Origin of the sequence: Candidatus Kaelpia imicola, from assembly GCA_030765505.1 — a bacterium.
In the GTDB taxonomy this organism is placed as follows: Bacteria; Omnitrophota; Gorgyraeia; order Kaelpiales; family Kaelpiaceae; genus Kaelpia; species Kaelpia imicola.
On sequence record JAVCCL010000019.1, the window covers coordinates 11,770 to 37,872 of the forward strand.

The 26,103-nt window shown below is 39.8% G+C and carries 17 protein-coding genes and 1 tRNA gene; 1 reads left to right on the top strand and 17 read right to left on the bottom strand.

Translation table 11 applies throughout. The features are described from left to right. Positions 1–17 precede the first annotated feature (17 nt). The 17 genes from P9L98_02940 to dnaA all read right to left on the bottom strand — a co-directional run bounded on the left by P9L98_02940 (position 18) and on the right by dnaA (position 25,641). The gene (locus tag P9L98_02940) at positions 18–1,205 is read right to left on the bottom strand and encodes a hypothetical protein (protein MDP8216264.1); all 1,188 of its coding nucleotides are present in this window, start codon (positions 1,203–1,205) and stop codon (positions 18–20) included. Beyond that, positions 1,202–4,252 carry an efflux RND transporter permease subunit gene (locus P9L98_02945; GenBank protein ID MDP8216265.1) on the bottom strand — a complete coding sequence of 1,017 codons (3,051 nt, stop codon included), beginning with the start codon at positions 4,250–4,252 and terminating at the stop codon, positions 1,202–1,204. The genes P9L98_02940 and P9L98_02945 overlap by 4 nt, the downstream gene beginning before the upstream one ends. A 14-nt stretch (positions 4,253–4,266) precedes the next feature. Next, positions 4,267–7,719 (bottom strand): efflux RND transporter permease subunit, encoded by a 3,453-nt coding sequence (locus P9L98_02950; protein ID MDP8216266.1) that lies wholly within the window; start codon positions 7,717–7,719, stop codon positions 4,267–4,269. A gap of 13 nt (positions 7,720–7,732) precedes the next feature. Beyond that, positions 7,733–8,989: an efflux RND transporter periplasmic adaptor subunit gene (locus P9L98_02955; protein MDP8216267.1), complete on the bottom strand. Its 1,257-nt coding sequence runs from the start codon at positions 8,987–8,989 to the stop codon at positions 7,733–7,735. Further along, positions 8,986–11,253 (bottom strand): TolC family protein, encoded by a 2,268-nt coding sequence (locus P9L98_02960; protein ID MDP8216268.1) that lies wholly within the window; start codon positions 11,251–11,253, stop codon positions 8,986–8,988. Before P9L98_02960 ends, P9L98_02955 begins: the two co-directional genes overlap by 4 nt. A gap of 91 nt (positions 11,254–11,344) precedes the next feature. Then, positions 11,345–12,070: a hypothetical protein gene (locus P9L98_02965; GenBank protein MDP8216269.1), complete on the bottom strand. Its 726-nt coding sequence runs from the start codon at positions 12,068–12,070 to the stop codon at positions 11,345–11,347. A gap of 52 nt (positions 12,071–12,122) precedes the next feature. Next, a complete protein-coding gene (locus tag P9L98_02970) occupies positions 12,123–13,661 on the bottom strand; it encodes a hypothetical protein (GenBank protein ID MDP8216270.1) in 1,539 nt (512 codons plus the stop codon). A gap of 48 nt (positions 13,662–13,709) precedes the next feature. Then, a complete protein-coding gene (locus P9L98_02975) occupies positions 13,710–14,285 on the bottom strand; it encodes a carbohydrate binding domain-containing protein (protein ID MDP8216271.1) in 576 nt (191 codons plus the stop codon). Continuing rightward, positions 14,282–14,899 (bottom strand): hypothetical protein, encoded by a 618-nt coding sequence (locus P9L98_02980; protein MDP8216272.1) that lies wholly within the window; start codon positions 14,897–14,899, stop codon positions 14,282–14,284. Before P9L98_02980 ends, P9L98_02975 begins: the two co-directional genes overlap by 4 nt. A 38-nt stretch (positions 14,900–14,937) precedes the next feature. Next, a complete protein-coding gene (rsmI, locus tag P9L98_02985) occupies positions 14,938–15,630 on the bottom strand; it encodes a 16S rRNA (cytidine(1402)-2'-O)-methyltransferase (GenBank protein ID MDP8216273.1) in 693 nt (230 codons plus the stop codon). A 14-nt stretch (positions 15,631–15,644) separates the two neighbouring features. Continuing rightward, complete coding sequence (gene glmS / locus P9L98_02990) at positions 15,645–17,459, bottom strand: glutamine--fructose-6-phosphate transaminase (isomerizing) (GenBank protein MDP8216274.1); 1,815 nt, start codon at positions 17,457–17,459, stop codon at positions 15,645–15,647. A 49-nt stretch (positions 17,460–17,508) separates the two neighbouring features. After that, positions 17,509–17,581 (bottom strand) — tRNA-Glu (locus P9L98_02995). 90 nt (positions 17,582–17,671) lie between these two features. Beyond that, a complete protein-coding gene (gene gyrA / locus P9L98_03000; GenBank protein ID MDP8216275.1) occupies positions 17,672–20,107 on the bottom strand; it encodes a DNA gyrase subunit A in 2,436 nt (811 codons plus the stop codon). 23 nt (positions 20,108–20,130) lie between these two features. After that, complete coding sequence (gene gyrB, locus P9L98_03005; protein MDP8216276.1) at positions 20,131–22,686, bottom strand: DNA topoisomerase (ATP-hydrolyzing) subunit B; 2,556 nt, start codon at positions 22,684–22,686, stop codon at positions 20,131–20,133. Then, complete coding sequence (locus P9L98_03010; protein ID MDP8216277.1) at positions 22,683–22,967, bottom strand: DciA family protein; 285 nt, start codon at positions 22,965–22,967, stop codon at positions 22,683–22,685. The genes gyrB and P9L98_03010 overlap by 4 nt, the downstream gene beginning before the upstream one ends. Positions 22,968–22,970: 3 nt before the next feature. Beyond that, positions 22,971–24,065 carry a DNA polymerase III subunit beta gene (gene dnaN / locus P9L98_03015; GenBank protein MDP8216278.1) on the bottom strand — a complete coding sequence of 365 codons (1,095 nt, stop codon included), beginning with the start codon at positions 24,063–24,065 and terminating at the stop codon, positions 22,971–22,973. A 214-nt stretch (positions 24,066–24,279) separates the two neighbouring features. Then, entirely contained in the window at positions 24,280–25,641 is a 1,362-nt protein-coding gene (gene dnaA, locus P9L98_03020) for a chromosomal replication initiator protein DnaA (protein MDP8216279.1), read from the bottom strand. Between the two features lie 101 nt (positions 25,642–25,742). Here dnaA and rpmH point away from each other — a divergent pair, with 101 nt between their 5' ends. Then, entirely contained in the window at positions 25,743–25,880 is a 138-nt protein-coding gene (gene rpmH / locus P9L98_03025; protein ID MDP8216280.1) for a 50S ribosomal protein L34, read from the top strand. Positions 25,881–26,103: the final 223 nt, after the last annotated feature.

The following is a 26,103-nucleotide window of genomic DNA, read 5'->3' on the forward strand; positions in this document are numbered from 1 at the left end:
ATTTAGAACTAGGAAAATTAATTGCCTGGAAACTCTACAACATCGTTTTTAACCACAGACTCTTGAGGTAAACTCAGAAGGATCTCCGTTGCGGAAGTTACCTCTCTAACTTCATTTACTTTGAGTTTTGCAATCAACTTACCCTCTCTATAAATAAAGCACTCCATCCCTTCTTCTACGCCATCTCTTCTGCCGCGGTCAATTACTATAAAACCTTCTGCTGCGTTAACAGTAACTACCTTGGCTTGAATACTATCATCCCCCACCTCTATTCTGGGCAATTCAACCGCAGTCTCTTGATCGTTGTAACTCATTTTCTTTATCTTTTTAAGAGCTATTTCAAGAGACTGTTTTAGACGTGTAGCCTCAAGCATCTTATCTTCTAAAATCTGACTGGCGTAACTTACCCGCTTTTCGAACCTATCCTTGCTCTGTTCTTCTTTAAGCATCTTCTGCTTAAAATCATCCAGCCTTTTTTCAGTAGCTATTTTGTCTCCCTGAGCCTGTTCTAACTGAAGAGCTAAAGCACGCTTATCCCGCTCCAACCTTTCCAGACCTCTTATAGATTCTAATCTCTCTTCTCTCTCTTGCTCCAGCGATCGGGAAAAAGAAGAGACCATACCTCTAGTCTCAACCAATCTCTCCTCCAGTCTTCTCTTCTCATCCAGAAGCTCTCCTGTAAGCTGATCCAATCGCACTCTCTCGCTTTCAAATCTTAATATCTCTCCGTCTCTTTTCTCAAGCAGCTTCTTAAGATTGCTAAATTTTAGTTCTAAAGAGGTCTTCTCCCGCAGGAGATTAGACCAAAAATCATCTCCCCTGCTATCCTCCGTTTTGACTCTTTTGGTCAATCTCTCTTTTAGATTCTCTCTCTCTCCAATCAACCTGGCAACTTCATCTCTCAGTCTGTTGTTCTCATTGGCCAACTCTTTAAGTTCTTCCTCTGTTAAAAGCCTGCTATCTTCTAGCCTAGTCATCTGGCTTCTGTAGGTTATTAATCGGGTTTTAATATCTTCTACCTCTATCTTAAATTTATCTATTTCAAACTCTAAGTCTCTGTTCTTTTGATGCCAGAGCGCCCTCTCTTCTATATAACTGGAATATATCTTTCTATTCTCCGTACCTAACCAGAAAGCGGATATCAGGGAGAGTGTTGTTAGGACTATCACTGTTGAATATATAACTATCTTTATATTGTCACTCATCGCTTTATCTTTAAAAATATATTTATATGTTTCAATCTATATTTTAAATCTTCCAGTATCATATATCCAGAAGGAATTACAAGAAGAGTTAATATGGTAGATACAGACATCCCTCCGATTACAGTCTTTGCCAGCGGCGACCAGAGATTGGAAGACTCGCTCTTATCTAACGCCATAGGCATAAGGCTGCAGATTGTTGTAATAGAGGTCATAAAGATAGGGCGTAATCTGTGTTCAGCACCTCCAAGGACAGCTTTTTTTAATCCTGCACCCTGTTTTCTCAAAAAATTTATATGATCAACCATGACTATTGCATTGTTGACAACAATACCTCCTAACATCAACATACCCATAAGGGCTCCGATATTAATAGATGTACCTGTATAGTAGAGCATTGGGATGACACCTATTGCAGCGAGAGGCACAGTAGCCATAATAATAAACGGCTGGGTATAAGACTCAAAGAGTGAAGCCAAAACTAAGAAGATTAAAAATAGCGCTGTAATAATCGCAAACTTTTGCTGGCGCTCATTCTCTACCATTAATTCATAATCCCCGCTAAACCTATAAGTATAATCCTCGGGCATCTCAAACTTCTCTAAAACCTTGCTGCATCTTTCAATAGCCGTATTTAAATCCAGGGTTCCCCTATTCGCGCTAACCTGGACCATTCTTGATTTATTTTTATGCCAGATCTCGCTCGGTGCTATATCAAATTTTAAATCTGCAACCTGTTTCAGCGGAATTTTCGCTTTCTCTTTATTGACAAAAGTAATATTCTTTAAATCATCAAAGCTGTCGCGATCAAGCTCGCTCATCCTAACAACAATCTCAACCTCTTTAGTATCAGTATGGAAAAAACTGGCCCTTAGCCCCCGTATCTTCCCGTGTAATTGATAAGCAATATCTTTAACCGTTAGTCCAAATATGCTGAGCTTGTCTTGATCTACTATAATTCTTATCTCCGGCCTACCCTCACGCATTCTTATTTTTTGATCTGTAATCCCTTCAACCTGAGACAGGCTTTGAGCCATCTTCATTGCTATCTGTTTTAAAATATCATAGTCATACCCGTTAATATCGATAAATATTTCATTGCTGCCTACTTCTTGAGGCAGCTCAAAGTATATAAAGGCATCGAAGTTCTTCATTGTTTCATCCATTCTGGGCCGCAGCTCTTCTATGAGATCGTTTGTCATTCGTTCTCTTTGAGCAAGAGGTTTTAACTTTACATATATCTTAGAAGACCATCTCTCTATTCTGGAGGATACAGTCCGTACTTCAGGAACTCCTTTTAGAATCTTCTCAACCATCGCAACCGCTTTATCAGACATCTCCAGTCTTGCACCTGTAGGCAGCTCAACATGTACGGTAAACTTATTCTGCTCTGTAATACCGATAAACTCTCTGCCAATATTTTTCTGAAGAGGCCAAATCCAAATAACAATTGCCATCATAGTTAATATTAAAAGATATCTGAATTTTAAAATAAATTTTAATACATCTATATAAATACCTCTAACTTTTTTAATACTTCTCTCGCTTCTCTTTAAAAATGGTATTCCTCCACCCATCTTGATTATGGATGCAGATAAGGGAATCAAACTTAAAGCCACAAAGAGAGATGCAAGAAGAGAGTAGACAACTGTCAAGGTCAACCCGCTATAGAGCAATCTCATCTGTTTGCCAACAAATATTATCGGCAAGAATGCAACTACAGAAGTAATGGTTGAAGCCACTATCGCCAGGCTGACCTCTTTGCTACCATCTAATGCAGCCTCTCTTTTTTTAAGTCCTCTCTCTTTCTTTTTGAAAATATTCTCAAGTACAACGATAGAGGAGTCGACCAGCATGCCTATACCCAGAGCCAGCCCGGAGAGAGTCATAACATTTAAAGTCAAACCCTGCATAAACATGATTGTAAAAGTGGCCATAACAGAGAGCGGAATAGAGAGTGCGATAATAAATGTCGGAGCCACATCATGGAGAAAGAGCAGCAGCACAATAACTGCCAGCGCTCCGCCGAACATAAGTGACTTGCGGACTGTATCAATAGCCTCTTGAACATACTCGGCCTGCTGAAAAGTAGGTTTTATTATTACATCCTTGGGAAGCTCCTTTTTTATCCTGGAGAGCTCTTCAACCAGCATCTTATTAACTTTTATAGTGTTGGCCGTAGACTCTTTCTGTACATAGATAGAGACAACAGGCCTGGAATCAACTCTGGAAAGATCTATGGGGTCGAGAAAAGAATCCTTGACCCGGGCAATATCTTTAAGCTGAATAATAGACCCCTGAGGATTCACGCTAACCCCAATCTCTTTTATATCTTCAATGCTTCTATACTGACCCATAAGACGGATTAAATTTTTTACTTTTTTCTCTTCCGTCTCTCCTAAAAGCAGATCTATGTTATTAACCCCTACCGTATCAATCAGCTCTCCCAAAGATATGTTGTAAGCCTGTAAGCTGCTCTCAGTTGCTTCGACAATAATCTTTCTCTCTCTACCTCCGGCTATCTCTATATTCGCCACCCCTTCTATTCGCTGCAGCCTGGATTTGATTTTCTCATCCACAATCCTCCTCAACATCTCAGGAGTATATCTCTCTCCTGTTACAGCAAGTATCACTATTGGAACATCTGTCTGTTGATACCGCGCAATAACCGGTTTCTCTATCTCTTTAGGCAGTCTATCTTTGACTCGGCCAAATTTCTCCCTAACCTCCAGAGAAGCAAAATCCATATCGGTACCCGGCTCAAATCTCAAAATAACTCTGGACTCTCCTTCTTCAGAGATAGATATAAGCTCTTTAAGCTTACTCACATCGCTTACAGCTTCTTCAACCGGTTTTGTGACAAGGCGCTCTACGTCAGGGGAAGGAATACCGCCTCTAATCCTTATAATGATGCTTATGGTATCATAGCTATAGTTGGGCATCAGCTCAACGGGCAGCTGTATCAAAGCAATATAACCTATGAGTATAATACCCAAAAATATCATACTCATTGCAACCGGTTTTTTTATCGAGAACTCAGGTAGATTCATAAGTTAAGCCTATGCTATTTTATTCTATACCACCTGCCAGGACCATTTGGCCCTTCTGGAGTAATGATCTTTTTCTTCTGCAGGTCTTTGAGATCTCTGGCTGCTGTAGCAATAGAGATACTAAACATCTGCATATATTCCTGCCTCCTCAACCTTCCTTTCTGACGCAAATATTTTAAAGCCTCTGCCTGCCTCTGATTTAAATCCAAACGTTGATCTTTCTTTTCTCTCTCTTCCTCTCTCTCTGATTTTACCTCTGTAATATCCGGCTGCTCCCGTTGCTGCGACTTGAGACCGGATATTAGTCCCTGTTCTACTTCAGGTAATACCTCTCTCTTGCCGCTCTCTATCATCTTTACAGCAACAATGTATAATGCCGGAACTATAAAGAGAGTAAGCAATGTAGACGAAGACAGCCCTCCGATAACAGCTATAGCCATAGGGGCCCTCAATTCTGCCCCTTCGCTAAATCCCAATGCAAGAGGTATAAGACCGAGGGTTGTAGTCAAAGCTGTCATCAATATCGGCCGCAACCTGTTTTGAGAGGCCTCTAAGACAGCCTCATAAGTAGAGAGCCCCTCTTCTCTTAATCCATTAACACGGTCTATTAAAACAATACCGTTATTAACAACAATTCCGCCCAGGATAATTACCCCCAAAAAAACAACTATATTGAGAGTGGTATGAGTAAGAAGCAGAGCAACTGTTACACCTATCGCTGCCAGGGGCACGGCGAGTATAATAATAAAGGGCTGCCAGAAAGACTCAAACTGCGCAGCCATTATCATGTAGACAAGTATTATAGACAATAGCAGGGCAAAGAAAAGACTTTTAAAAGACTCCTTCATCTCTTTACGCTCTCCGCTAAGCTGTGCCAAATAATCCTGCGGAATATCCAGATTAGATATCCTATTCTCTACGCTGTTCGCGATTTCATTAAACCCCCGCTTATAAATATTGGCCGAGACCAGAACGGTTCTCTCTTGGCCTAACCGCCTGATCTCAGACGGCCCCACGCCTTTCACAAGATAAGCTACATCCGCCAACGGAATCTCAACCCCAAGAGGTGAATGTATAAGTATGCTTCTTATTTTAGAGATGTTCTCTCTGTCCTCGTCACGCAACCTTGTTCTGATATCGTACTCTCTACCCTGCTCTTTATATTTAGAAGCAACGTAACCGCGTATCGCTGCATGGGTTGCCAAAGATATAGTATTCACCGAGAGGTTATAGAGTGCGGCTTTCTGTTTCTTTATATTGATCTTTACCTCCGGTTGAGGAGGCATAAGGTCACTCTTAATATCATAGAGCCCGGTAATGTCGCCTAGACTCAAAACTATACTTTCTGAGATAGAGCGCAAAACATCTAGATCACGCCCTTTTATCTCAACATTGACCGGCTTACCCCCGCCCATAGCTGCTTTGAATATTGTCTCTTGCAGAATATACGCTAGCTCTGCCCCCTCTAAATCAACGACCAGCAAGTCCTTCTGTAGCTGCTGTACAATATCTTGGCTTTTTCTATAATAAGGTGATCTCTTCGGCAGTTTCTTTAAGTTGACTACTATCTGGGACTGATGAGATCCCAGGGTCTCTACAGCTCCCCCATAGTCCTTCTCTTTAGAAGAACCAACGGTCACGCTAACACCTTTAATGTCGGGATAGCTAAAGATGGCTCTCTCTATCCTCTTTACAACCCTATCTGTTATCTCAATCTTTGTACCTGTAGGCATATCAACCTTTATCATAAACTCTCTCTGGTCAACCTTGGGCATCAACTCTCTGTCTACCCTGGTCAAGAGATAGAGAGAGAGGCCTGTTGCTGCAATAACAAGAACGAACCCTATCTGCTTAAATCTCAAGAATGATTTCAATGCACTAAGATATGAGATACGCAATATTTTCATCCAGGCCCACTCTTTAGGTTCTTTACTCACTCCCTTTATTTTAGAAGTAAGACTGGGAATCAAAGATAACGCAACAACAAGAGAAGCAATAAGAGCAAAGATAACAGTAAAAGCCAGCTCTTTAAACAGCTGTCCTGCAACGCCTTTAACGAATATCAGAGGAAGGAAGACCGCTATCGTTGTCAAAGTAGAAGCGAAGATAGCAGCTGCCACTTCAGACGCTCCGCCGATAGCCGCTTCTTTGGCAGGTCCGCCAAGCTGCCTCTTACGGACGATATTCTCTATAACAACAATGGCATTATCTACAAGCATACCAACACCCAAAGCAAGACCGCCTAAAGACATAATGTTAATAGAGAGTCCTCTGAAGTACATAAGGCTGAAGGCAAACATAATAGATATAGGTATTGAAAGCGCGACTATCAGAGAGCTGTATATATTCATCAAAAAGAAGAAGAGAACAATGAAAGCAAGTACACCTCCCTGAATTGCAGCATCTCTAACTCCGTTAATGGAGCTCTGGATAAACTTAGACTGATCATAGACAATCTCTATCTCGACTCTACCCCGCAACCTCTCTTCAATCTTAAGAAGTTTCTTCTCGATAGCCTTAACTACTGTAATAATATTGGCCCCTGCTTGCCGTTGAATTCTAAGAGCAATATTATCGCTGCCGTTATAACGTGAGAGGTTGGTTAAATCCTTAAGCGAATCCTGCACTCTGCCTAAATCGCCCAAGTGAATTATTCTTTTATCCGAACTCTCCCCTTTTAGCTCTCTTATATATTCTTCATATTGCGTCTTTGGCGGGTCAACATCCTGTACTTCAACAATAACATTCTCAATCTCTTTAACCGCTTCAAACTCACCTATTGTCCTGATCAAATATTCATAGAATTTCTCTTTAATTGTCCCGGCAGGAAAAGTAAAATTTGTCTGTTTTATAGCTTCAGCAACTTTTAAGATTGGAATGCGATTGGCATATAGTTTACCTTGATCAAGTTCAACCAGAATCTCCCGCTCTCTACCTCCTGCTATCGCGGCTGAAGCGACACCTTCTATTTTCTCCAGCTCGTCTTTGATCTCTTTTCTAGTTAGCTCTCTTAACTCTCTAGACGGAAGGCTTCCTTTAATAGATAATATAGCAATAGGTATCTCGAAGGGATTAAACTTCATTACTATCGGATCTTTGGCTCCAATAGGAAGCCTCTCTTTGACCAAATCTATCTTCTCTCTAACACCCAGAGAAGCAAAATCCATATTTGTACCCCAATCAAAATCGAGAATAATAAGAGCAAGCCCTTCTTTTGAAATCGAAGATATTTTCTTAAGCCCGTTGACTGTGCCTACCGCCTCTTCGATTATCTTTGTTACAAGGGTCTCAATCTCTTCAGGCGAGGCATTCTCGTAGGTTGTAACAACGCTAATCTGGGGATAAGATATCGATGGATATAGCTCCTGCGGCAAACGCATCCAGGAGATAGCACCCAGAAGCATAACACCCAGAAAGAACATTGTTATTGTAACCGGTCTTCTTACAGAAAAGCTAGGTAGATTCATTGCAGAATGATTATTAAAACAGTTTTTCCTGTCTCTCTATAATTTTGACGGGACTGCCCGCAGAAAGTTTTTTCATTCCCGGCGTCTCTGTGACAATTAGATCACTTTCCTTAAGACCTTTTTTAATAACAGCAAAGTCGGTCGTAATATACTCAACAGAGACTTGGCGGTATGCTACTTTACCCCCTTCTACAATCGCCGCATAATAGGCCCCCTGCTGTATTGAAACGGAAGCGCTTGGAATAACATAAGCATCCCTCTTTCTAAAGACAGCAATGGCTACCCGCGCAAACATTCCGGGTCTGAGAAGCTTCCCCGGATCAAGCACTCGTATGCGCACATTGAGTGTTCGTGTTCTTTCATCTACTTCAGGAAATAGTGTCTCTACATAACCAAAGAAAACTCTTGTCGGATAAGTATCTACTTTTATCTTTACTTTCTGCCCTGATTTAATCTTAAAAATATCTCTCTCTATAATCCCTGTCTCTACAAACGTATTGTCCGGGTCTATAAATTTACAGATCACGTCATTAGATGTAACAAACTCTCCTACCTCTTTCTCTTTTTTACCTATCAAGCCGTCTTGAGGAGCTTTTAATTGCAGCTTCTGAAGCTTTAATTTACTCAGCGCCAGCTCTTTGTTGCTGACCTCTATTTTAGCTTTGGCAACATTGACCTCGGCCTGCACCTGATCCAGCCTATCTTTTATAATTGCACCTAATTTATAAAGTCTCTTAACTATCTCATATTTTTTAAGTGCTACTTTACGCTCTGCCTCTGAAACCTGCAGCTTTGCCTGCGTCCACTGAACCTCTAAATTAACATCTTTAGGATCAAGGGCTGCAAGAAGATCGTTTTTCTTAACTTTTTCACCTTCTTTGAAATTGGCGTTTTTTAATATTCCATTTGTTTCAAACTTCAACTCAAGTATCGGAATATTTTTAACTGTACCTGCCACAAATAATTCATCTGTAAAATCAACCGGTTTAAGCTCATAGATTTTAATCGGTATCTCTTCCTGAGACTGCTGCGGAAATAGCGAAGAGATGTCTTGGGGCTTCTTATCTGCAGAGCTTTTCTTTTTCGATTCTTCCGTTAACTGCTTTTTTCCTTCCGGCACCGAATACTTCTCACCCTTATTTTGAGAATTAAAAAGCCTCTGCACGCCTAAAAACAGAGAAGCTATAATAACTATGTTTGCGACAATAAACATAATCTTTTTGGGAGTAAAAAACTGTTTTGCTTTAGATAAATCTAAATTTTTTTTCATTGCATTATCTCCACGTTATCCCCGATTCTCAAACCCTTGAAATTATCCCCGATACCTTTTTCTAAATAGCAGGCCGACATCTCTCCTTCTATGCGAGCAGGTATGAGCAGAGCATACTCTCTACCATTTCGATAGACTACAACCTTGCTTGATGGGGTTAAACCTTTTGCATTTCCGATATTAAGGATTGCCATTTCATGCTGATTGTTAACTCCGATTATCCTACCCTCTATACCTGTTAAAGTTGCTTCCCTGCTCTCTTTTTTAAAATCCGGAAGCAAGAAAGGTGTGTAGCTAATGTTTGCAGAGGGATGCTCGCCAAACTTCTCCCAGGCAGTTATTACCGGCCTATCGGTTGTTAAACTTAAAAAACTTTCAACTCCACATGCCTTGGAAAGTCCGGAAAGAGCCATATAATAACCTATCAAAGCGCGGTTATAATTTACTTTTTCATTAGCATAATCTAAATATGACTGCATTAATGCTGTTATATCTGCTTCTTCTATCTTCATCTTACCCTCTGTTACCTTTAGCCGTTTATTCAAGAAATCCAGCTTTCTTAAAGATGTCTCTATTTGGAAAAGAGAGGATATATAATTTGCATAAGACTTACTAACTTCAGCAACAATAGTCTCTTCAGATTCAAGTTCTTCGTTTAAAGCCTTCAGGTGTTCTGTTTGAGCAGTTTTTATATCCGCGATGCTCCCCAGCCTGTCGACTAGAGAAAGCTCTGTTGATCTTGTAAAAGATTCCGTTGTCTCTTCCAGGCTAAAGCCGCCTGCCGGCCTACTCTGCTTTGTTACAGAACTACTCAATGTGCTTGTACCTATAGGCTTAGTCACTTTTAATCCTACATACCAACTATCTCTGAAGACTTTATCTTCTGACTCATAGCCTTCGGCCATCTGGCCAACTTTACTTGTAAGGCTTATTCGGCACCTGTTTTTAGCTTTTGCTATCTGTTCATTCAAATTGTTAAAATGGCTTACTAATTGCCTAATTCTTAATTCGGGGCGTTTTATCTTGGCAATTTCTAATGCTTTATCCATATCAACATTGACTCTCTCAAAAGGCAGCCAGTTGACAAAGTTTATCTCTTCATCTTCCGGCATATTTAAAATTTGCCTAAAAGAAAGCTCCGCTAAAGAGAGCTCTTTCTGGGCTGATATGAAAAAAAACTTGACCTGATGGTAAGAGGATTGTAATTGTCCGTATTCCAGCTCTGTGATCAGCTGCTGTTGATAGAGAACCTCTCCTAATGCAAAAATCTTGTTTGCCTCTTTAATAAGCTTATTAAAAGTATCCCAATTCATCCTGTTCAGCACGACACTGTAGTAGCTTCTTTTTAATTCCAGGGAATAATCAGAATAAAGCCTCTTGTGCTCATAAAGCGAAAGTTCTCTGTTTATCTCAGCCTGTTCAATTTTATACCTCAATTCGCCGCCATAAGATATAGGCTGCTCCAGCTCTAATTCATATGATTTCGAAAAAATATCAACATCACCGACAGTAGCACCGCTTGTATCAGTAACTCTAATTATAGCATTAGGAAAAAGCTGCCGCTTAGCCTCGCTTAGTTTAAGCTGCGCAAGTTCATATTGACTTTGCGCAACTTTGAGCTCCCTATAGTTTTCCACTCCAATCTCTAACCATGGCCGCCAACCCCAAATTGCCTCCTGCCATTCCCGCTCATTTTTAGGACCTATGCGTTTATTCGGCATAAAACTAAATATTTTGGGAATATCTACCTCTTTATCCACGTCTTTATCCACAAAAGCTTCTCTGCCTTTACCTACAGAAGCTTCTTTAATAAACGGAAATTTGATATCTATGCTCTTCCTGCTTAGCGATACATCGTATTTGCTTGCTTTGCTTATAGCAAGCCTTATGCCGTCTACTTTTCCGGGCTTATCAGCAGTTGGTTCATAACCTGGATAAAACTCCACTTCTGCATATTCTACCCCGGGCAGATCGATATCAATCTTCAATCTATTTATGCAAAGAATATTGCTGCCAATAAGGTCAAAAAAGAGATATTGGTTATCATTAACCCAGTACGCAGAATAAGTAGGAGGCCGGTTGAAATTAAGTTTTAAGGTAAACAGACCGTCTTGAAATACTTTTTCAATGCTGTTTAAGGTAACCGTATCATCGGAATATGATACGGTTATTTGCAATAATGATACGGTTAGCAAGAACCATATCATAAATGATACGGATAGCTTTTCTGCCGTTACTTTTGAGACTAATCTATATATAACCATATCATAACCGTATCATTTAGAATCTCTCAAAAAAAGGCCTCATTGTCAAGTAGAAAATGGAAGCACGCAAAGGGGATTAAACCGCAGGAAATTAATCTGAAATCTGATTGATATCGATTAAATCGTCCTGCCTTGCAAGAATATGTGCGATACGTTCAAGTTCTTTTATCAATCTCTCTTTTGCTTTAGGATCTAAAGGGGGGATTTTTATCACTATCTTGTTCTGCCCAAAGATTATATTTATAAATACATTTATTTCTCGCTCTTTAGGGCTTTTACTCTCCTCTTGAATATCCTGCTGCTCGGCTTCCTCTTCTTCGCTAACAGATTCAACTTCTGCTATCTGCACTTTGACCCTAAGACCGTATTTATGCACCGGTAGATTCTCTCCCTGCCTTTTCACAGCATCCTTAAAGACTAAAGGTGCTGCATCTTCTAACTCTTTTATAAGCCTCTCTATCTCAACTCCGTTTTCAATCTCGGGAACACCCTCCTCAAACTCTAATTCAATAGTCTCAATCCCAAAAATAGATTCCGGCATTGTATAGGCATAAAAATCACTACCCATGGGTGATGCGGTATCCGTCTCCTGCTGATGAGCTATATAAGGAAAATAGAGAACCTCGCTCTCTATCTTTTTTAAGGGAGTGTAGGCAGGCTTGCTATATTCACTTCCCAGGCTATAATCCCAGCTCTTTTTTTGATACCCACTATTCATATCTTGCGCAAAAGATATAGAGGATTGTAAGGATATAATAATCAAAAACAGAAGACCAGCACCGATGGTTGAAACCTGTTTTAGAAAATCTATTTTCATATAGTTACTATCTTAACAAATAGCGGTCTATACTGCCAATAAATTATCAAGATTAAATATCACTGCAGGCTTCTGGAAAGGAGGTATTCTGGGCTTGAAGAGTATCATCGCTCTCTGACCAATATCGGGCAAGGACATTAGTGCGGGCTGCCTCATAATCTATGCCTTGGTCTATAACTTGCTCTGCAATCTCTTTAATTGCATTGCCGAATTCTTCCAACGCTATATCGCCTAAAATTCTTGCAACCTCTTCGTCTTTAAAAGCGCGCCACATTACCTGTCCGTATTGAATTGCATCTTCAAATGAACCTTCGACTAAAGCTAAATTAAAATTCACCGATTCTAAAGTAGCAAGTTTAGTCAAAGGATCGTACTCTAATATTTTACTTATAGAAATTGTATTATAGCTTATCTCTCCATCCTTGGATTCTATATGAGAAATGTTTAAAATCTCCGATGCTCTGTCATATTCATCATATTGATAAAATTGAAGAGAGGTAGTAATTAAATCAGGGGCATTATCATCGTTAAAGTGTTTTATTTCAAGCACTTGGGGCATATATTCTATATCGCCGTCTTCATTGACGGATGAATAAAACTCTTTTATATTAACAGTCTCTTCGTAACTGCGAGTATACTCTCCAGGTAAAACTTCGGTAACTTTTCTATGATAACTTTTATTTTCTCTCAGTTGAAAATCCATCTCCAAAATATCTTGTTCAAAACTTGTAATAACTCCTGTCTCTAAATTTTCTATCTCTTGGTACAATTTAACTGCATAACCGAATGCATTTGATTTTTTGTTATCAAATCCCCACCAGTCACCTTCACATTCAAGATACTCTATGTAGTTATAACTATCTTTGTATACAACGAACTCTATCTCTGGATCATTATCATCCTGCGCATATACAGGCTTGCTTGTTTTAGAAAATGTCCAGTCCAAAAAATGCGTATTTTCACTTCTTAATGCAATCTGTATTGGTATCACCGTGCTGGGACCGCCCAGCTTATCATTTGATATGCTGTGGTTAAAAGTTATTGAAAACCCTTTTTTTGCATGCTGTCCGGATGTCTCCGTTATTCTCTTTATAGCCTCTTCTATATCCCCGTCTGTAACACCCTTTTTTCCCTTCGCATATTTGTTTATAATCCATTTTGCAACCTCCGTATTTGTTCCATTAAAAGATAATGATCCATTCTTACCCACGCTTCTGCTAGGACCGGCAGCCTTAATTGGAGCAAAGAGTTGATCGCTACTTATCATTGCAAATTCTCTAATTTTATTTCTTATAGCAGCGATTGCATATAGCGATGCGCTTAAATTTTGATAACTAATGCGTACCTGCTCCCCTGATTTCTTTCCTATCAATAAAGCCTTTATAGTCGCCTCTCTCTCTTCCAGCTCATCAATAGATAACGCGGCAGAGAGAGCGTTATAAAGCTCTGCAGCTGAACCATAATGCGATAAATCCATAGGATTCTCTTTCTCTGAATCACTATATGCACTCACATCTATGGAGAGCATACAGCAGATAGATACTATTATTAGACCCAAAATTAAATCTTTTAAAAAGTCTTTCTTCCTCATCACAATACATTTATACCACATCTTTTATTAAAAAACAAATAAGAGTACTCATTTTAGATAAAAATCGTCTATATAGCAACGCCCTGCTTCTATGCTGGTATAACGCTTATCTATAAATACATTTATTTCTACTATGTTGGAGAGCCTTTTATCTTTTAGACTATTCAGCGATATCTCTACTCGCCCCCATTCACTAGAGACTTGAGAGTTCATCTTTGTGACTCTATTACCAAATTTATCTTCTATTGTAACTCCTACTATTTTAGAAAATCCCAGCGTCGGCTCACCCTTAATCCAAAAACCGAGCAGGTTGTACCCGCTAAAATCATGATCTGAAACATCTAACCATAGACCTCCCACGAGATCTGCCCCGGACCTAAAATCATAATCAAGCGCCACAGCTCTTCCTCTCTCTCCTACCCGGACGCGGGCCTGGAGCTCAGCCTTAAAGCTTGCCTGCTTATCGTTAGACACCGCCTCCCATACTCCTCCTTTATATTCATCTGCATTAAAGTCCTGCAAAATAAAGATCTGCTCCCTATACTTTGAGAAACCACCAGCTGTATTGGTACAGCCGTAGAGCATGATAGAGATAACCACTATAAATATAAGCTCTTTTCTCATGCTTTTACCACAATCCGCGGTTCTTTGATAGAGTAACTACCTACACCATCCCGATCGCCGCCTTTAGGTACAACTATTTTGATACTCTCTATATCCGCTATCTTAATCTCAAAAAGGGTCAATGGTATTAAGACAAGTGTAGGGCCTTTCAATTTTGCATTCAGTATTTTAGAATAACTATTGCCTTTTAATCCAATCTGGATATCCAGAGAGCTAGGCCCCTTCTTGCCCGGTAAAATGACCATCTCTAAAGCATGGTCTCCGGCTTTTTCATCAGATATCTCCAGAGGTAAAGATATCTCGCACTCCGGCATCCGCCTAAACAGAGAGAAATAGCTTATACCCAACGTCCTGCTCTCTCTATTAATACTGGCAGTCATAAAACCTAAATAGCCTATTCTGGTCGTAACCCGCTTTTTAGAATCTTCCTGGAAAAGAAAATCAAAACTATATGCAGTCTCAGACTTAAGATTGAAATCGGGCCACTCCTCGTAAAGTTCAGGATTGACTATAACAGCCTGGGGTAAAGCAAGGGTAATGCTCCGGTTCTCTTCAGCAAAACATAGAGAATATAAAGCTAAAACAGTAAAGAGTACGGCATTCTTTATTCCCATAATAGCATCAAAGACATTTTAACACCTGCGCCGAGATTTTACAAACCTCTACTACCCTCCAATAATAAAACCATCTCGCCTTTTAATCTGACTTGGTTACACTCTATGCGCTTTAGGAGTTCTGATGTTTTACAACGCAGAAGTTCTTCATGGAGTTTTGTCAACTCCCTGGCTAAACAGAGATCCCTATCTCCTATAATCTCTAAAATATCTCTTAACAGTTTTTCTATCCTATGAGGGCTTTCATAAAATATAATAGTCTTGGAATCCTCTCTTAAAGCTTCAAGCCGCTGTTTTCTTTTGCTGTTCCTGCGAGGCAAAAATCCTTCAAAAGTAAACCTGTCTGTAGCTAGACCTGAAGCTACTAAAGCAGTTAAAAAAGCGCTGGGCCCGGGAATAGATATAACATCTAAATCACATCTTAACGCCTCTCTTGCGAGGTAGAACCCGGGGTCCGAGATCCCGGGAGTACCTGCATCTGAAATAAGAGCATAGACAGCACCCTCTTTTATCTTTTTTAAAACAGCGGATGTCTTCTGCTCTTTATTGAAATCATGAAAAGAGACTCTTGGCGTCTCTATGCTATATCGATGAAACAGCTTTTGAGCTCTACGAGTATCTTCACATAAGACCACCTCTGCCTCCTTGAGAATCTCAAGAGCCCGAAGAGTAATATCCCCTAAATTTCCAATAGGCGTTCCGACCAGATAGAGCCTTCCCTTGTTAGACATTTTGAAATAAAAAATTATTCTACAGTTACGCTCTTTGCAAGGTTGCGGGGCTTATCAACATTGCAACCTTTTTTAAGCGCAATAAAATATGCCAAGAGCTGTAATGGCAATGGAGTAAGTAATACTGCAACAGATTCTCGTATCTTGGGTACTTTAATAGTTCTGAAGCAGGTTGATTCCGACTCTGAATCTCCTTCTGTTATGAGACCTATAAGCTTTCCTTTTCTAGCTTTTATCTCAAGCATATTGGATAGCATCTTATCCCGCACCCTACCTGCAACAGAGAGAACCACTACAGGGAGCTGCTCTTCAATTAAAGCTATCGGCCCATGCTTCATCTCACCGCCTGGATATCCTTCAGCATGAATATAAGATATCTCTTTTAGCTTTAAAGCCCCCTCTAAAGCATTGGGATAATTAATTCCTCGGGCTAAATATAGGAAATTTGGAGATTGATATAGCTCTGATGCTAAGCTTTTAATGCTATCTTTTTCGGCAATTATCTTCTCTAAATAGAGCGGTACCTTTTTCAAATCTTGTATATAGTCTTTTAAAAATTCGGCATCCTTAGTTTTACGAAGTTGAGCCAGTTTTAAAGATAGAAGCTGTAAGACCATAATCTGAGCCAGGTATGTTTTGGTTGAGGCTACACCTATCTCGAGGCCGGCAGCAGTATAGAGCACTCTGTCAGATTCTCTGGCAATCGTTGAATCTTCTACGTTAACCAGAGAGAGTGTTTTAAAATTAAACTCCTTGGCAAGACGCAGGCTGGCCAATGTATCTGCAGTCTCACCCGATTGGGATATAGATATAAAAAGCGTATGCTCTTCGGGCACCGGATTTCTATATCTAAATTCACTTGAGGTATCTACGGTAACCGCTATGCCTGCCATATCCTCTATCAAGTATTCGGCAATTAAACCTGAGTGGTAGGCTGTACCGCAGGCAACTATTACAATTTGCTTTATATCCTCAAAGAAACTATCTTTAATCGGCAATTTAACCTGATTCTGGTTAATATAATGTTCAATAACATTTTTGATTACCTCGGGCTGTTCATATATCTCTTTGAGCATAAAATGCGAAAATCCATTTTTGTCAGCCGAAGGCATTGTCCACTTTAACTCTGAAGGGTTTTTAAGCCTCTCTTTACCATTAAAATCCTTTATAGAGAAACTGTCTTTTTTTACTATTATCATCTCTCCGTCGTCTATGTATATAACAAGCTGAGCCTCGCCTATCAATGCTGTTGCATCTGAAGCAAGGTAGTAACCATCCTTACCTATGCCCAGAAGCAAAGGGCTTAACATCCTGGCAGCAATAATTTTATCCGGCTCTCTTTTGGAAGCTGCCATCAAAGCATAGCTACCCTTCAGTTTTGGCAAAACCTGCCGCACGGCCTCTTCTAAATCATCCTTATAATACTCCTCTATAAGATGTGCTATTACTTCCGTATCTGTATCTGATCTAAACCAATGGCCGTTTTCTTCAAGTCCGATTTTAAGCTCTTGATAGTTTTCGATAATACCATTATGCACGATAGCAATCTCATCTTTGCAGTCCAGGTGAGGATGGGCATTGAGCTCATTGACCTCGCCATGAGTAGCCCAGCGCGTATGCCCCAAACCCAAGCCGCCCTTTATATTTAACGATTTCAGAGCATCTTTTAGTACTTCGACCTTACCAGACCTCTTTACAGTTTGGAAGTTACCGTCATTAAATATAGATATGCCGGCAGAATCATAGCCTCTATACTCTAAGCGCTCCAACCCTTTCTCAAGGATATCAAGAGCATCTCTCTTACCTATATAACCAATTATGCCACACATGCTACCTAAACCCCCTTTTTACTAACGCCTATCTTGCTGCCTATATCAACGTCCCCAGCCGGGTTTGAACCGGCGCCGACGGCTCGAAAGGCCGTTGTCCTAGGCCGCTAGACGATGGGGACTCCATTTTCCGTTTAAATACTACTTTATTAAGTTTACCACTTTATTTCGATTTTGCAAATAACTCTCTATTTTTCTCAAACTGTTGCCGTTTAGCTCTGCTCATCGTCTTTGACTACCTTAGCAAAAGATACGACTCGATCCTTATCGGCCGTCCGGACAATACGCACCCCCGAAGTGCTTCTCCCTATCTCCCTAATATCTTTTACAGAAGTCCTGACCACCTGTCCGCTCTGGGTCATCAAAACGATATCATCTTGATCGCTCACAACCTCTGCCCCTATAACCTTACCTGTCTTGGTGGGCAGTTTCATATTGATCACACCTTTGCCGGCGCGGGATTGTATCCTGTAAGCTTTAACAGCTGTCCTTTTGCCGAATCCTTCCTCGGCAACCGTCAAAATACTATCCTCTTCTTTAACACAGCACATGCTGACTACTCTATCTCTTTTGGATAGAGTAATACCTCTGACCCCTTGAGCGCTGCGGCCCGTCGGCCTAAGCTGCTTCTCTGAAAAACATATAGACTTTCCGTCTTTTGTCGCTAAGAAGACGTTATCTTTGCCATCGCTGATTCTGGCGCATATAAGAGAGTCCTTACTCTTTAACGAGATAGCATTTACTCCCCCTTTACGCGGGTTTTTAAAATCATTCAACTTCATCTTTTTGACAACACCGGCAGCCGTAGCAAGAACAAGAAACTGATTGGAATCAAAATCTCTAACAGGTATAAAAGCGGTGACCAGCTCTTCTCTGTTTAAACTTAAGATGTTGACAACGGCTTTACCTCTCGCCGTGCGGTTGGCAACAGGGATTTCATGTACTTTTAACCAATAAAGCCTACCGCTATTGGTTAAGAAAAGCATATGGTCATGTGTAGAAGCAATGAAGAGTTGATCGACAAAATCACCCTCCTTCAGATCCATCCCTATCACACCCTTGCCTCCACGGCGCTGGCTTTTATATGTAGAGATAGACTGCCTCTTTATATAACCCAAATTGGATATTGTAACAACCATATCCTCTTCTGCGATTAAATCTTCAACCTTGACCTCCTTAACCTCTTCCACGATATTGCTTCTTCTCCCGTCGCTGTATCTATCTTGCACCTCTTTGAGTTCTTCTTTTATTACTTCCATAATCTTCCTGCCACTATTAAGCAAGTCTTTTAAATATTCTATCTTCTTTATAAGCTCTAAATACTCTGCCTCCAGTTTACTTACTTCTAATCGTGTTAACCTCTGCAATTGCATCTCTAATATAGACTGGGCCTGTATCTCTGTTAGTTTAAGATTTTCAACTAGCTTCTCTTTTGCATCTTGTGTATTTTTAGCCTTTTTAATTAAAGCTATAACCTTATCAATGTTTGCCAAAGCCAGTTTTAACCCCTCTATTATATGTGCTCGTCTCTCTGCTTTTTCAAGGTCAAATTTTGTCCTTCTGGTTACAACCTCTTTTCTATGCTGAACAAACTCTGTAATCAATTGTTTTAAGGTTAAGACTTGCGGCCTATTATTCACAAGGGCAAGCAAGATAATACCGAAAGAGACCTCCATCTGAGTATGCTTGTAAAGCTGGTTCAGAATAACTTCGGAATGTCGATCTCTTTGAAGTTCTATCATAATACGAATACCCTCTTTGTCAGACTCATCTCTTAGGTCGGATATACCCTCTATCCTCTTCTCTTTGACCGTATTAGCAATCTGTTCTATAAGGTTGGATTTGTTTACCTGATAAGGTATCTCTTTAACAATGATAGCCTCCTTACCTCCTTTAAGCTGTTCTACCGCCGCTTGAGCGCGAATCTTAATAATCCCTTTACCCTGGCTGTAAGCCTCTCTTAATCCTTCGCTGCCATAGAGTATCCCGCCTGTTGGAAAATCAGGCCCAGGAATATATTCCATCAACTCTGCTATAGTGATATCGGAATTATCTATATAGGCAATCGTTCCATTAATAACCTCTGTTAAATTGTGAGGAGGTATATTTGTTGCCATACCCACAGCGATGCCTGAAGAGCCGTTGACAAGAAGATTAGGAACTCTGCCGGGTAAGAGCGTGGGCTCTTTTAAGCTTTCATCAAAATTGGGCCTGAAATCCACTGTATTCTTTTCAATATCAGCAAGCAGCTCTCCGGATATTGCCGCAAGCCTAGCCTCGGTATACCGCATTGCCGCTGCCGAATCGCCGTCTACAGAGCCAAAGTTGCCCTGACCGTCTACAAGAGGATACCGCACAGAGAAACTCTGTGCCATACGCACCAGAGCATCGTAGACCGCCGTATCACCGTGGGGATGATATTTACCTAAAACCTCTCCGACTATACGAGCGGATTTTTTGTAAGGCTTGTTAGACTCTAACCCCAGCTCTTTCATAGCAAATAATATTCTTCTATGAACAGGTTTGAGCCCGTCTTTTGCATCCGGCAAAGCCCTGCCTACAATTACGCTCATTGCATAGCTCAGATAAGAGTCTTTCATCTCATCCTTAATATCTACATGTTTTATATTCTGTTCTCTGGCGTACATCTCTCTCCTTCCCTTTTTAAAAACTATACATCTAAATACCTTATCTCATGAGCATGTTCTTGGATAAAATTTCTCCGGGGCTCAACCTGATCGCCCATAAGTGTAGTAAAAATATTATCTGCTTCAACAGCGTCTTCTAAAGATACCTGCACTAAGGTTCGGGCATCGGGGTCCATAGTAGTCTCCCAAAGCTGAGCAGGGTTCATCTCGCCTAAACCTTTGTAGCGCTGTATCTGTAGTCCTCGTTTACCCTGGCTTTCAACATTCTCTAACAGTTCCCGTAAAGAAAAGAGTTCTGTTGTCCCGTTGTTTTTTAATACAAAAGGTGCTTTGCTTTGGGGTCTATTTTTATTCTTTCGCTCTTCAGCTCCTGCCTGGACAGGCTTAAAATAGTCTTTAGGGCTGAACCCCGTTTTAATAAGCTGTTTTAGCTGTTTTGCGAGATCCATCTCTTCCCAGATTTCGATAATCTCTAAATCGCTTACATTAGAAAAATTCTTTTCTTCGATGTCAAACTCAATCTCCTTCTTTAATTTTTTCTCTAGCAAAGATATATATACACTAAGCTCTTCGTCTGTAGACAGAAACTGCTCTTCTTTTTTAAATTTTACCCTGTAAAGCGGCAGGGCCCCTCTGTTTTTATCCCAATGGTTGATATAGTCTCTTACGTCTATGCCGCGTTTTTGAATCAATCTTGTAATCCGCCTGATCTCAACAAGAAGAAGCAGGAGATTTAATAATTTATTCCCGGAAACTTTCTTGCTATTTTTCACGTTTAAGACACACCCTTCTATGCCAAGTTCTAAAACAAATTGGGCCATCTCATCTTCGGTTTGAATATATTTTTCACGCTGCCCTTTTTTAATTCTATAGAGTGGCGGCTGCGCAATATATATATGTCTATTTTCAAGTAAGGCAGGCATCTCTCTATAAAAAAATGTTAGAAGCAGGGTTCTGATGTGAGAGCCGTCAACATCCGCATCGCACATAAGGATTATGCGATGGTAGCGCAGTTTTTCGATTTTGAACTCATCTTCAATACCGCTGCCTAAAGCGCTGATGATAATTTGAATCTCATTGCTTTTTAAGACCTTGTCCAGGCGGGCTTTTTCTACATTGAGAATCTTGCCTTTTAAAGGCAGAATTGCCTGGAATTTTCTATCCCTCGCTTGTCTGGCTGAACCGCCTGCAGAATCTCCTTCTACAAGATAGAGCTCGCAGAGCTCGGGATCTTTCTCAGAACAATCTGCAAGTTTACCAGGCAGGCCTCCCGCTATATCTAATGCACCCTTCCGCCGAGCTATCTCTCTAGCTTTACGCGCGGCGGTCCTTGCCTGGAAAGCAAGCACTGCCTTAAAGACAATCTTCTTTGCTGTAGAAGGGTTTTCTTCAAAAAACCCGCCCAAGTGTTTGTTGACCATAGACTCTACAATGCCTTGAATATCACTATTACCCAGTTTAGTTTTGGTCTGTCCTTCAAATTGAGGGTCGGGGACTTTAATGCTGATTACTGCAATTAACCCTTCTCGTACATCATCTCCTGAAGGTAGAGGCTCATCATCTTTAATCATCCCTTTACTTCTGATATAGCTATTAATCGTCCTGGTCAAGGCTGAGCGAAACCCCGAGACATGTGTTCCCCCTTCAATAGTATTGATATTGTTAACAAAGGAGAAAACGCTTTCGTTATAACCATCGTGATACAGCAAGGCAACCTCAAGAATAAGAGCATCTTTTTTTGTTTCCAAATAAATCGGCTTATTATGCAGGGCATTTTTGTTTTTAGCAAGGTACTCTATAAAACTGACTATACCTCCTCTAAACATAAACTCTACATCTTTGCCTACCCTCTCATCTTCTAGTTTTACTTTTAACCCTTTGTTAAGGAAAGCCAGCTCTCTTAACCTGTTGGCAATAATATCGAACTTAAATTCTGTAGTCTCTCGAAAAATATCCGGGTCGGGTGCAAATGTAATCTTTGTTCCGGTTTTTTTACTCTTTCCTATTGTAGCAAGCTTTGTCACCGGCTTACCGTACTCATACCTTTGATGATAAACCTTACCGTCTCTTCTAATCTCCGCCTCTAACCATTCTGATAAAGCATTGACCACAGATACGCCAACACCGTGCAGTCCGCCTGAAACTTTGTAAACTCTAGCATCAAACTTACCGCCAGCATGAAGAGTGGTTAAGACAACCTCTACAGCAGGTTTCTTCTCTGTCTTATGTCTATCGACCGGAATACCTCTGCCGTTATCTATAATTGCAATGCTGCCGTCAGCCTGTACGCGGACTTTAATGCTGTCACAATAGCCCCCCATGGCTTCATCTACACTATTATCAACCACTTCATATATAAGGTGATGTAAACCATATAAAGAGGTGTCGCCAATATACATAGCGGGTCTCTTTCTGACAGCCTCAATACCTTCTAAAACCTGAATATTAGTTGCATCATACCTCTGTTTCGTTTTTATCTTAAGGCTTTTCTGTTCTTCTGTTTTAATCCTGCCCTCTAAAGGTTTGACCATCCCTACTCCTTTCTGTTTTTTTTTCTTAGACTCTTTTTTCTCTTTCATCTTCCCACTCTGAATTTTATCTCCTCTATTATTCCTTGTTTAAAAAAATCTTTCAGGCCGTCTTTTATCTTCTCTATCTTCAGAGAACAAATATACATCCAATCACTATCATCAACATCCACATAAAGCACTCTTTTTTTTAAAGCACCCGGTTCTGCATGCTCTATAAAACTCTCAGTTATCTTGTTCCAGGCTGTAATTATTTTGCCGCCTTCTGCGTTTTTGTTTTGAATCTCTTTTAAAACACTCTTTAACTCCTTCTTTAGGGGCTTCTCTCTCATTTTTTACATTAACTGCATAGGTAAAACGAGATAGAGATATGTAGAGCCTATCCTTATTATTCCGGGTTTATCTACTCCGTTTAATTCAAATACTATCTCGCTCTGATCGATATTTTTCAAAATATCCAATAAATATTGAGGGTTGAAACCTATTATTATCTCTTCTCCTTTATAGTCCGCTTCCAGCTCTTCGCACCCCTCTCCTAGTTCGGGGGTCACTTTCGATATTACAACTTTATCTTTGTAAACCTCTATCTTTACAACAACAGATTCCGTGGTTGTCATAAGGTTAGCTCTTTTAATTGCTTGAAAAAAATCCTTTGTATTTAATGTTAGCTTGTTGTCGCTCTCTTGGGGTATAACCTCTTCATATTTAGGAAAGTCTCCTTCTATAAGACGTGTAATCAGCTCTGTTTTGGGTAAAGAGAATGCCATCTGGTTGTTTTTTTCGGATAGGCTTACAGTTAAAGGGGTTTCTGTTTTTTCACTCATTTTTAATAACTCTAACACTGCTTTTTGAGGAACTATATATTTACCCGACCATCCTGTTTTAATGTTTTCCCGACAGAGCGCAAGCCTTCTGCCGTCACTTGCTACTAAACTTAAGGAGTCTTCATTAAAATCAAATAGAATACCGTTTAAAACATACCTTGTCTCTTCTTTTGAACAAGCAAAATAAGTTTTTGATATCATTGAGGCAAGCTTTTTGGCATCTATTTTAAAACTTTTGCCTTCTATTTTTGGTATATCGGGATACTCTTGAGGTGAAAAACCTAAAAGTTTAAAATAACATTTCTCAGCTCTTAATATGACTCCAAAATTTTTTGTTTCTTCTATCAGTATATTATCGGATGGTATCTCTTTTAATATATCATAAAATTTTTTTCCTAAAGCTGTAATCTTGCCTGATTGTATTACTTCCACGTCTATTTTTTTTCTAATACATATTTCAAGATCCGTAGCTGTGATAAAAAGTTTATTCTCTTCCGCCTCTAATAACAGATTGGATAGAATCGGTAACGTTGATCTTGAAGGTATTGCTGCTATTACATCTTGTAAATGTTGGGTTATCTCTCCCCTCTCTACTTTTATTTTCATACCTGCCTCCTTTATCCACACATTCTTTAATAGTAGTTTTTTAAAAACTAGTAGTCTCTAGTAGTGGTTGTTGAAAAGTTGAAAAACCATATAATACCATAAAATCAAATCAATTATTTATACACATCTTAATGTTATTTAAAAGTGTATAATACCTTTTTAACCCTCTCTCTATATTAACAATCCGTATATCCACATATTATCCACAAGCAGCCTACATGTTTTTATCTATTTTATCCACAAGGTTATCCACAACGCTCTTTAAATTAGATTCTCTACCCTTCTCTATTTTTTGTATCGCATGCATAACCGTAGTATGATCTCTACCCCCAAAAGCTTGACCTACGCCGTTTAGGGATGAATCGGTATATTTTCTAGCAAAATATATTGCTATCTGACGCGGCAGAGCAATATATTTTTTACGCGACTTACTTTTTAAGTCCTCTACTGATAGATTAAAAAATTGTGCAACTTTATTTTGAATATAAGGTATTGATATTCTACTCTCTTCCTCTTTTACCATATCTTGCAGTATTTTTTTTGCCAAGACAATATCTATTTTCTCTTCTATTAAAGTAGAGTGCGCCACTACTCTAAGCAGCGCACCTTCCAGCTCCCGAATATTCGAAGATATTTTTTCTGCTATATAAGAGAGAACACTTTCTGGTATTAACAGTTTTGCATGTGCAGCTTTTTTCTTTAAGATTGCCATGCGGGTCTCATAATCCGGCTTTTGTACATCAACAACCAACCCCCAGTGGAACCTTGAGACCAGCCGCTCTTCTAAGTCCGGGATCTCTTTAGGTGAGCGGTCGCTAGAGATTACTATCTGTTTATGAGAATCATAGAGTGCGTTGAAAGTATGAAAAAACTCTTCCTGCATACCTGTCTTACCCGCTAAAAATTGTATATCGTCTATTAATAAAAGATCGACACTGCGGTAACGTTCTCTAAACTTTGCAGTACTTCGGGTCTGTATTGCTCCTATCAGCTGGTTGGTAAACTCTTCAGATGATATATAATGAACTTTGAACTCAGGATAGCGGTTTATGATTCCATGTCCCATAGCATGAAGCAGGTGAGTTTTTCCCAGTCCTACTCCGCCGTATAAAAATAGCGGATTGTAATCTTTCGCAGGCGATAGTGTTATTGCAAAGGTTGCGGCGTGTGCAAGCTTGTTGCATTCTCCAACCACAAACTCTTCAAACGTGTTGTTGGGATTAAGTTTCTCCAGCACGTTTTTGGATATTAATTGTGTTCTATTTTTCGGTGTACTCTTGAGGTGCGGAGTTAATGCTAAATTATTATTTTCACTTCTTTTTTTGGATTCTTTAATAGAAAGCTTAATATTGTACTCTCTTCCGGTAGTCTCTCTTAAGAAAAAAAGAATTTTGTCCATATATCTTTCCCGGATCCAATTACTGAAAAACATATTAGGCACAACAAGCTCTATTGTGTTTTCAGAGAGTGCTTTGACTTCAAGAGGCTCTATCCAGAATTTGTATGTATGGCTGCCGAACTCTTGAATCAGCCTCTGTTCTATCTCCTCCCAAAAAGCAATATCTTGTTTCTGCATAGGCAGTAATTATAACAATCGATAGGCAGCGTTGCAATATTTAAGTTGATTTAAGCGAGTACTTTTTTTATAATAATCCGAACAGCAGGAGGTGATTAGCCTTGAAGAAGAATTTAAAGCCGGTTTCAAATTTAAAAAGAAAACGAAAACATGGTTTTTTGAAAAGAAATTCTACGAAGGCCGGGAAAGCAGTTCTTAATAGAAGAAGAAAAAAAGGGCGTGCTCAAGTTGCGGTTTAATGGATAAGCGTTTCAGCTCCCTTAAAAAGGAAAAAGACATTCAGGCAGTCTTTTTAGAGCGCAAGCGGTTCAGCAGTAAGAATTTTGTCTTTTATTACAAGTTGAGATTGGATAACAGCATCAAAGCTGCCTTTTTTGTACCTAAGAAAGTATTTAAACGGGCTTGGGATCGCAATAGAACCCGGAGAGTATTGAGGGAAGTTTTTAGAAATTATACTTGGGA

Bases quoted from the DNA above. Each gene is read 5' to 3' on its own strand.
- P9L98_02940 (MDP8216264.1), bottom strand. From the start codon at position 1,205: ATGAGTGACAATATAAAGATAGTTATATATTCAACAGTGATAGTCCTA.
- P9L98_02945 (MDP8216265.1), bottom strand. From the start codon at position 4,252: ATGAATCTACCTGAGTTCTCGATAAAAAAACCGGTTGCAATGAGTATG.
- P9L98_02950 (MDP8216266.1), bottom strand. From the start codon at position 7,719: ATGAATCTACCTAGCTTTTCTGTAAGAAGACCGGTTACAATAACAATG.
- P9L98_02955 (MDP8216267.1), bottom strand. From the start codon at position 8,989: ATGAAAAAAAATTTAGATTTATCTAAAGCAAAACAGTTTTTTACTCCC.
- P9L98_02960 (MDP8216268.1), bottom strand. From the start codon at position 11,253: ATGGTTATATATAGATTAGTCTCAAAAGTAACGGCAGAAAAGCTATCC.
- P9L98_02965 (MDP8216269.1), bottom strand. From the start codon at position 12,070: ATGAAAATAGATTTTCTAAAACAGGTTTCAACCATCGGTGCTGGTCTT.
- P9L98_02970 (MDP8216270.1), bottom strand. From the start codon at position 13,661: ATGAGGAAGAAAGACTTTTTAAAAGATTTAATTTTGGGTCTAATAATA.
- P9L98_02975 (MDP8216271.1), bottom strand. From the start codon at position 14,285: ATGAGAAAAGAGCTTATATTTATAGTGGTTATCTCTATCATGCTCTAC.
- P9L98_02980 (MDP8216272.1), bottom strand. From the start codon at position 14,899: ATGGGAATAAAGAATGCCGTACTCTTTACTGTTTTAGCTTTATATTCT.
- rsmI (MDP8216273.1), bottom strand. From the start codon at position 15,630: ATGTCTAACAAGGGAAGGCTCTATCTGGTCGGAACGCCTATTGGAAAT.
- glmS (MDP8216274.1), bottom strand. From the start codon at position 17,459: ATGTGTGGCATAATTGGTTATATAGGTAAGAGAGATGCTCTTGATATC.
- gyrA (MDP8216275.1), bottom strand. From the start codon at position 20,107: ATGTACGCCAGAGAACAGAATATAAAACATGTAGATATTAAGGATGAG.
- gyrB (MDP8216276.1), bottom strand. From the start codon at position 22,686: ATGAAAGAGAAAAAAGAGTCTAAGAAAAAAAAACAGAAAGGAGTAGGG.
- P9L98_03010 (MDP8216277.1), bottom strand. From the start codon at position 22,967: ATGAGAGAGAAGCCCCTAAAGAAGGAGTTAAAGAGTGTTTTAAAAGAG.
- dnaN (MDP8216278.1), bottom strand. From the start codon at position 24,065: ATGAAAATAAAAGTAGAGAGGGGAGAGATAACCCAACATTTACAAGAT.
- dnaA (MDP8216279.1), bottom strand. From the start codon at position 25,641: ATGCAGAAACAAGATATTGCTTTTTGGGAGGAGATAGAACAGAGGCTG.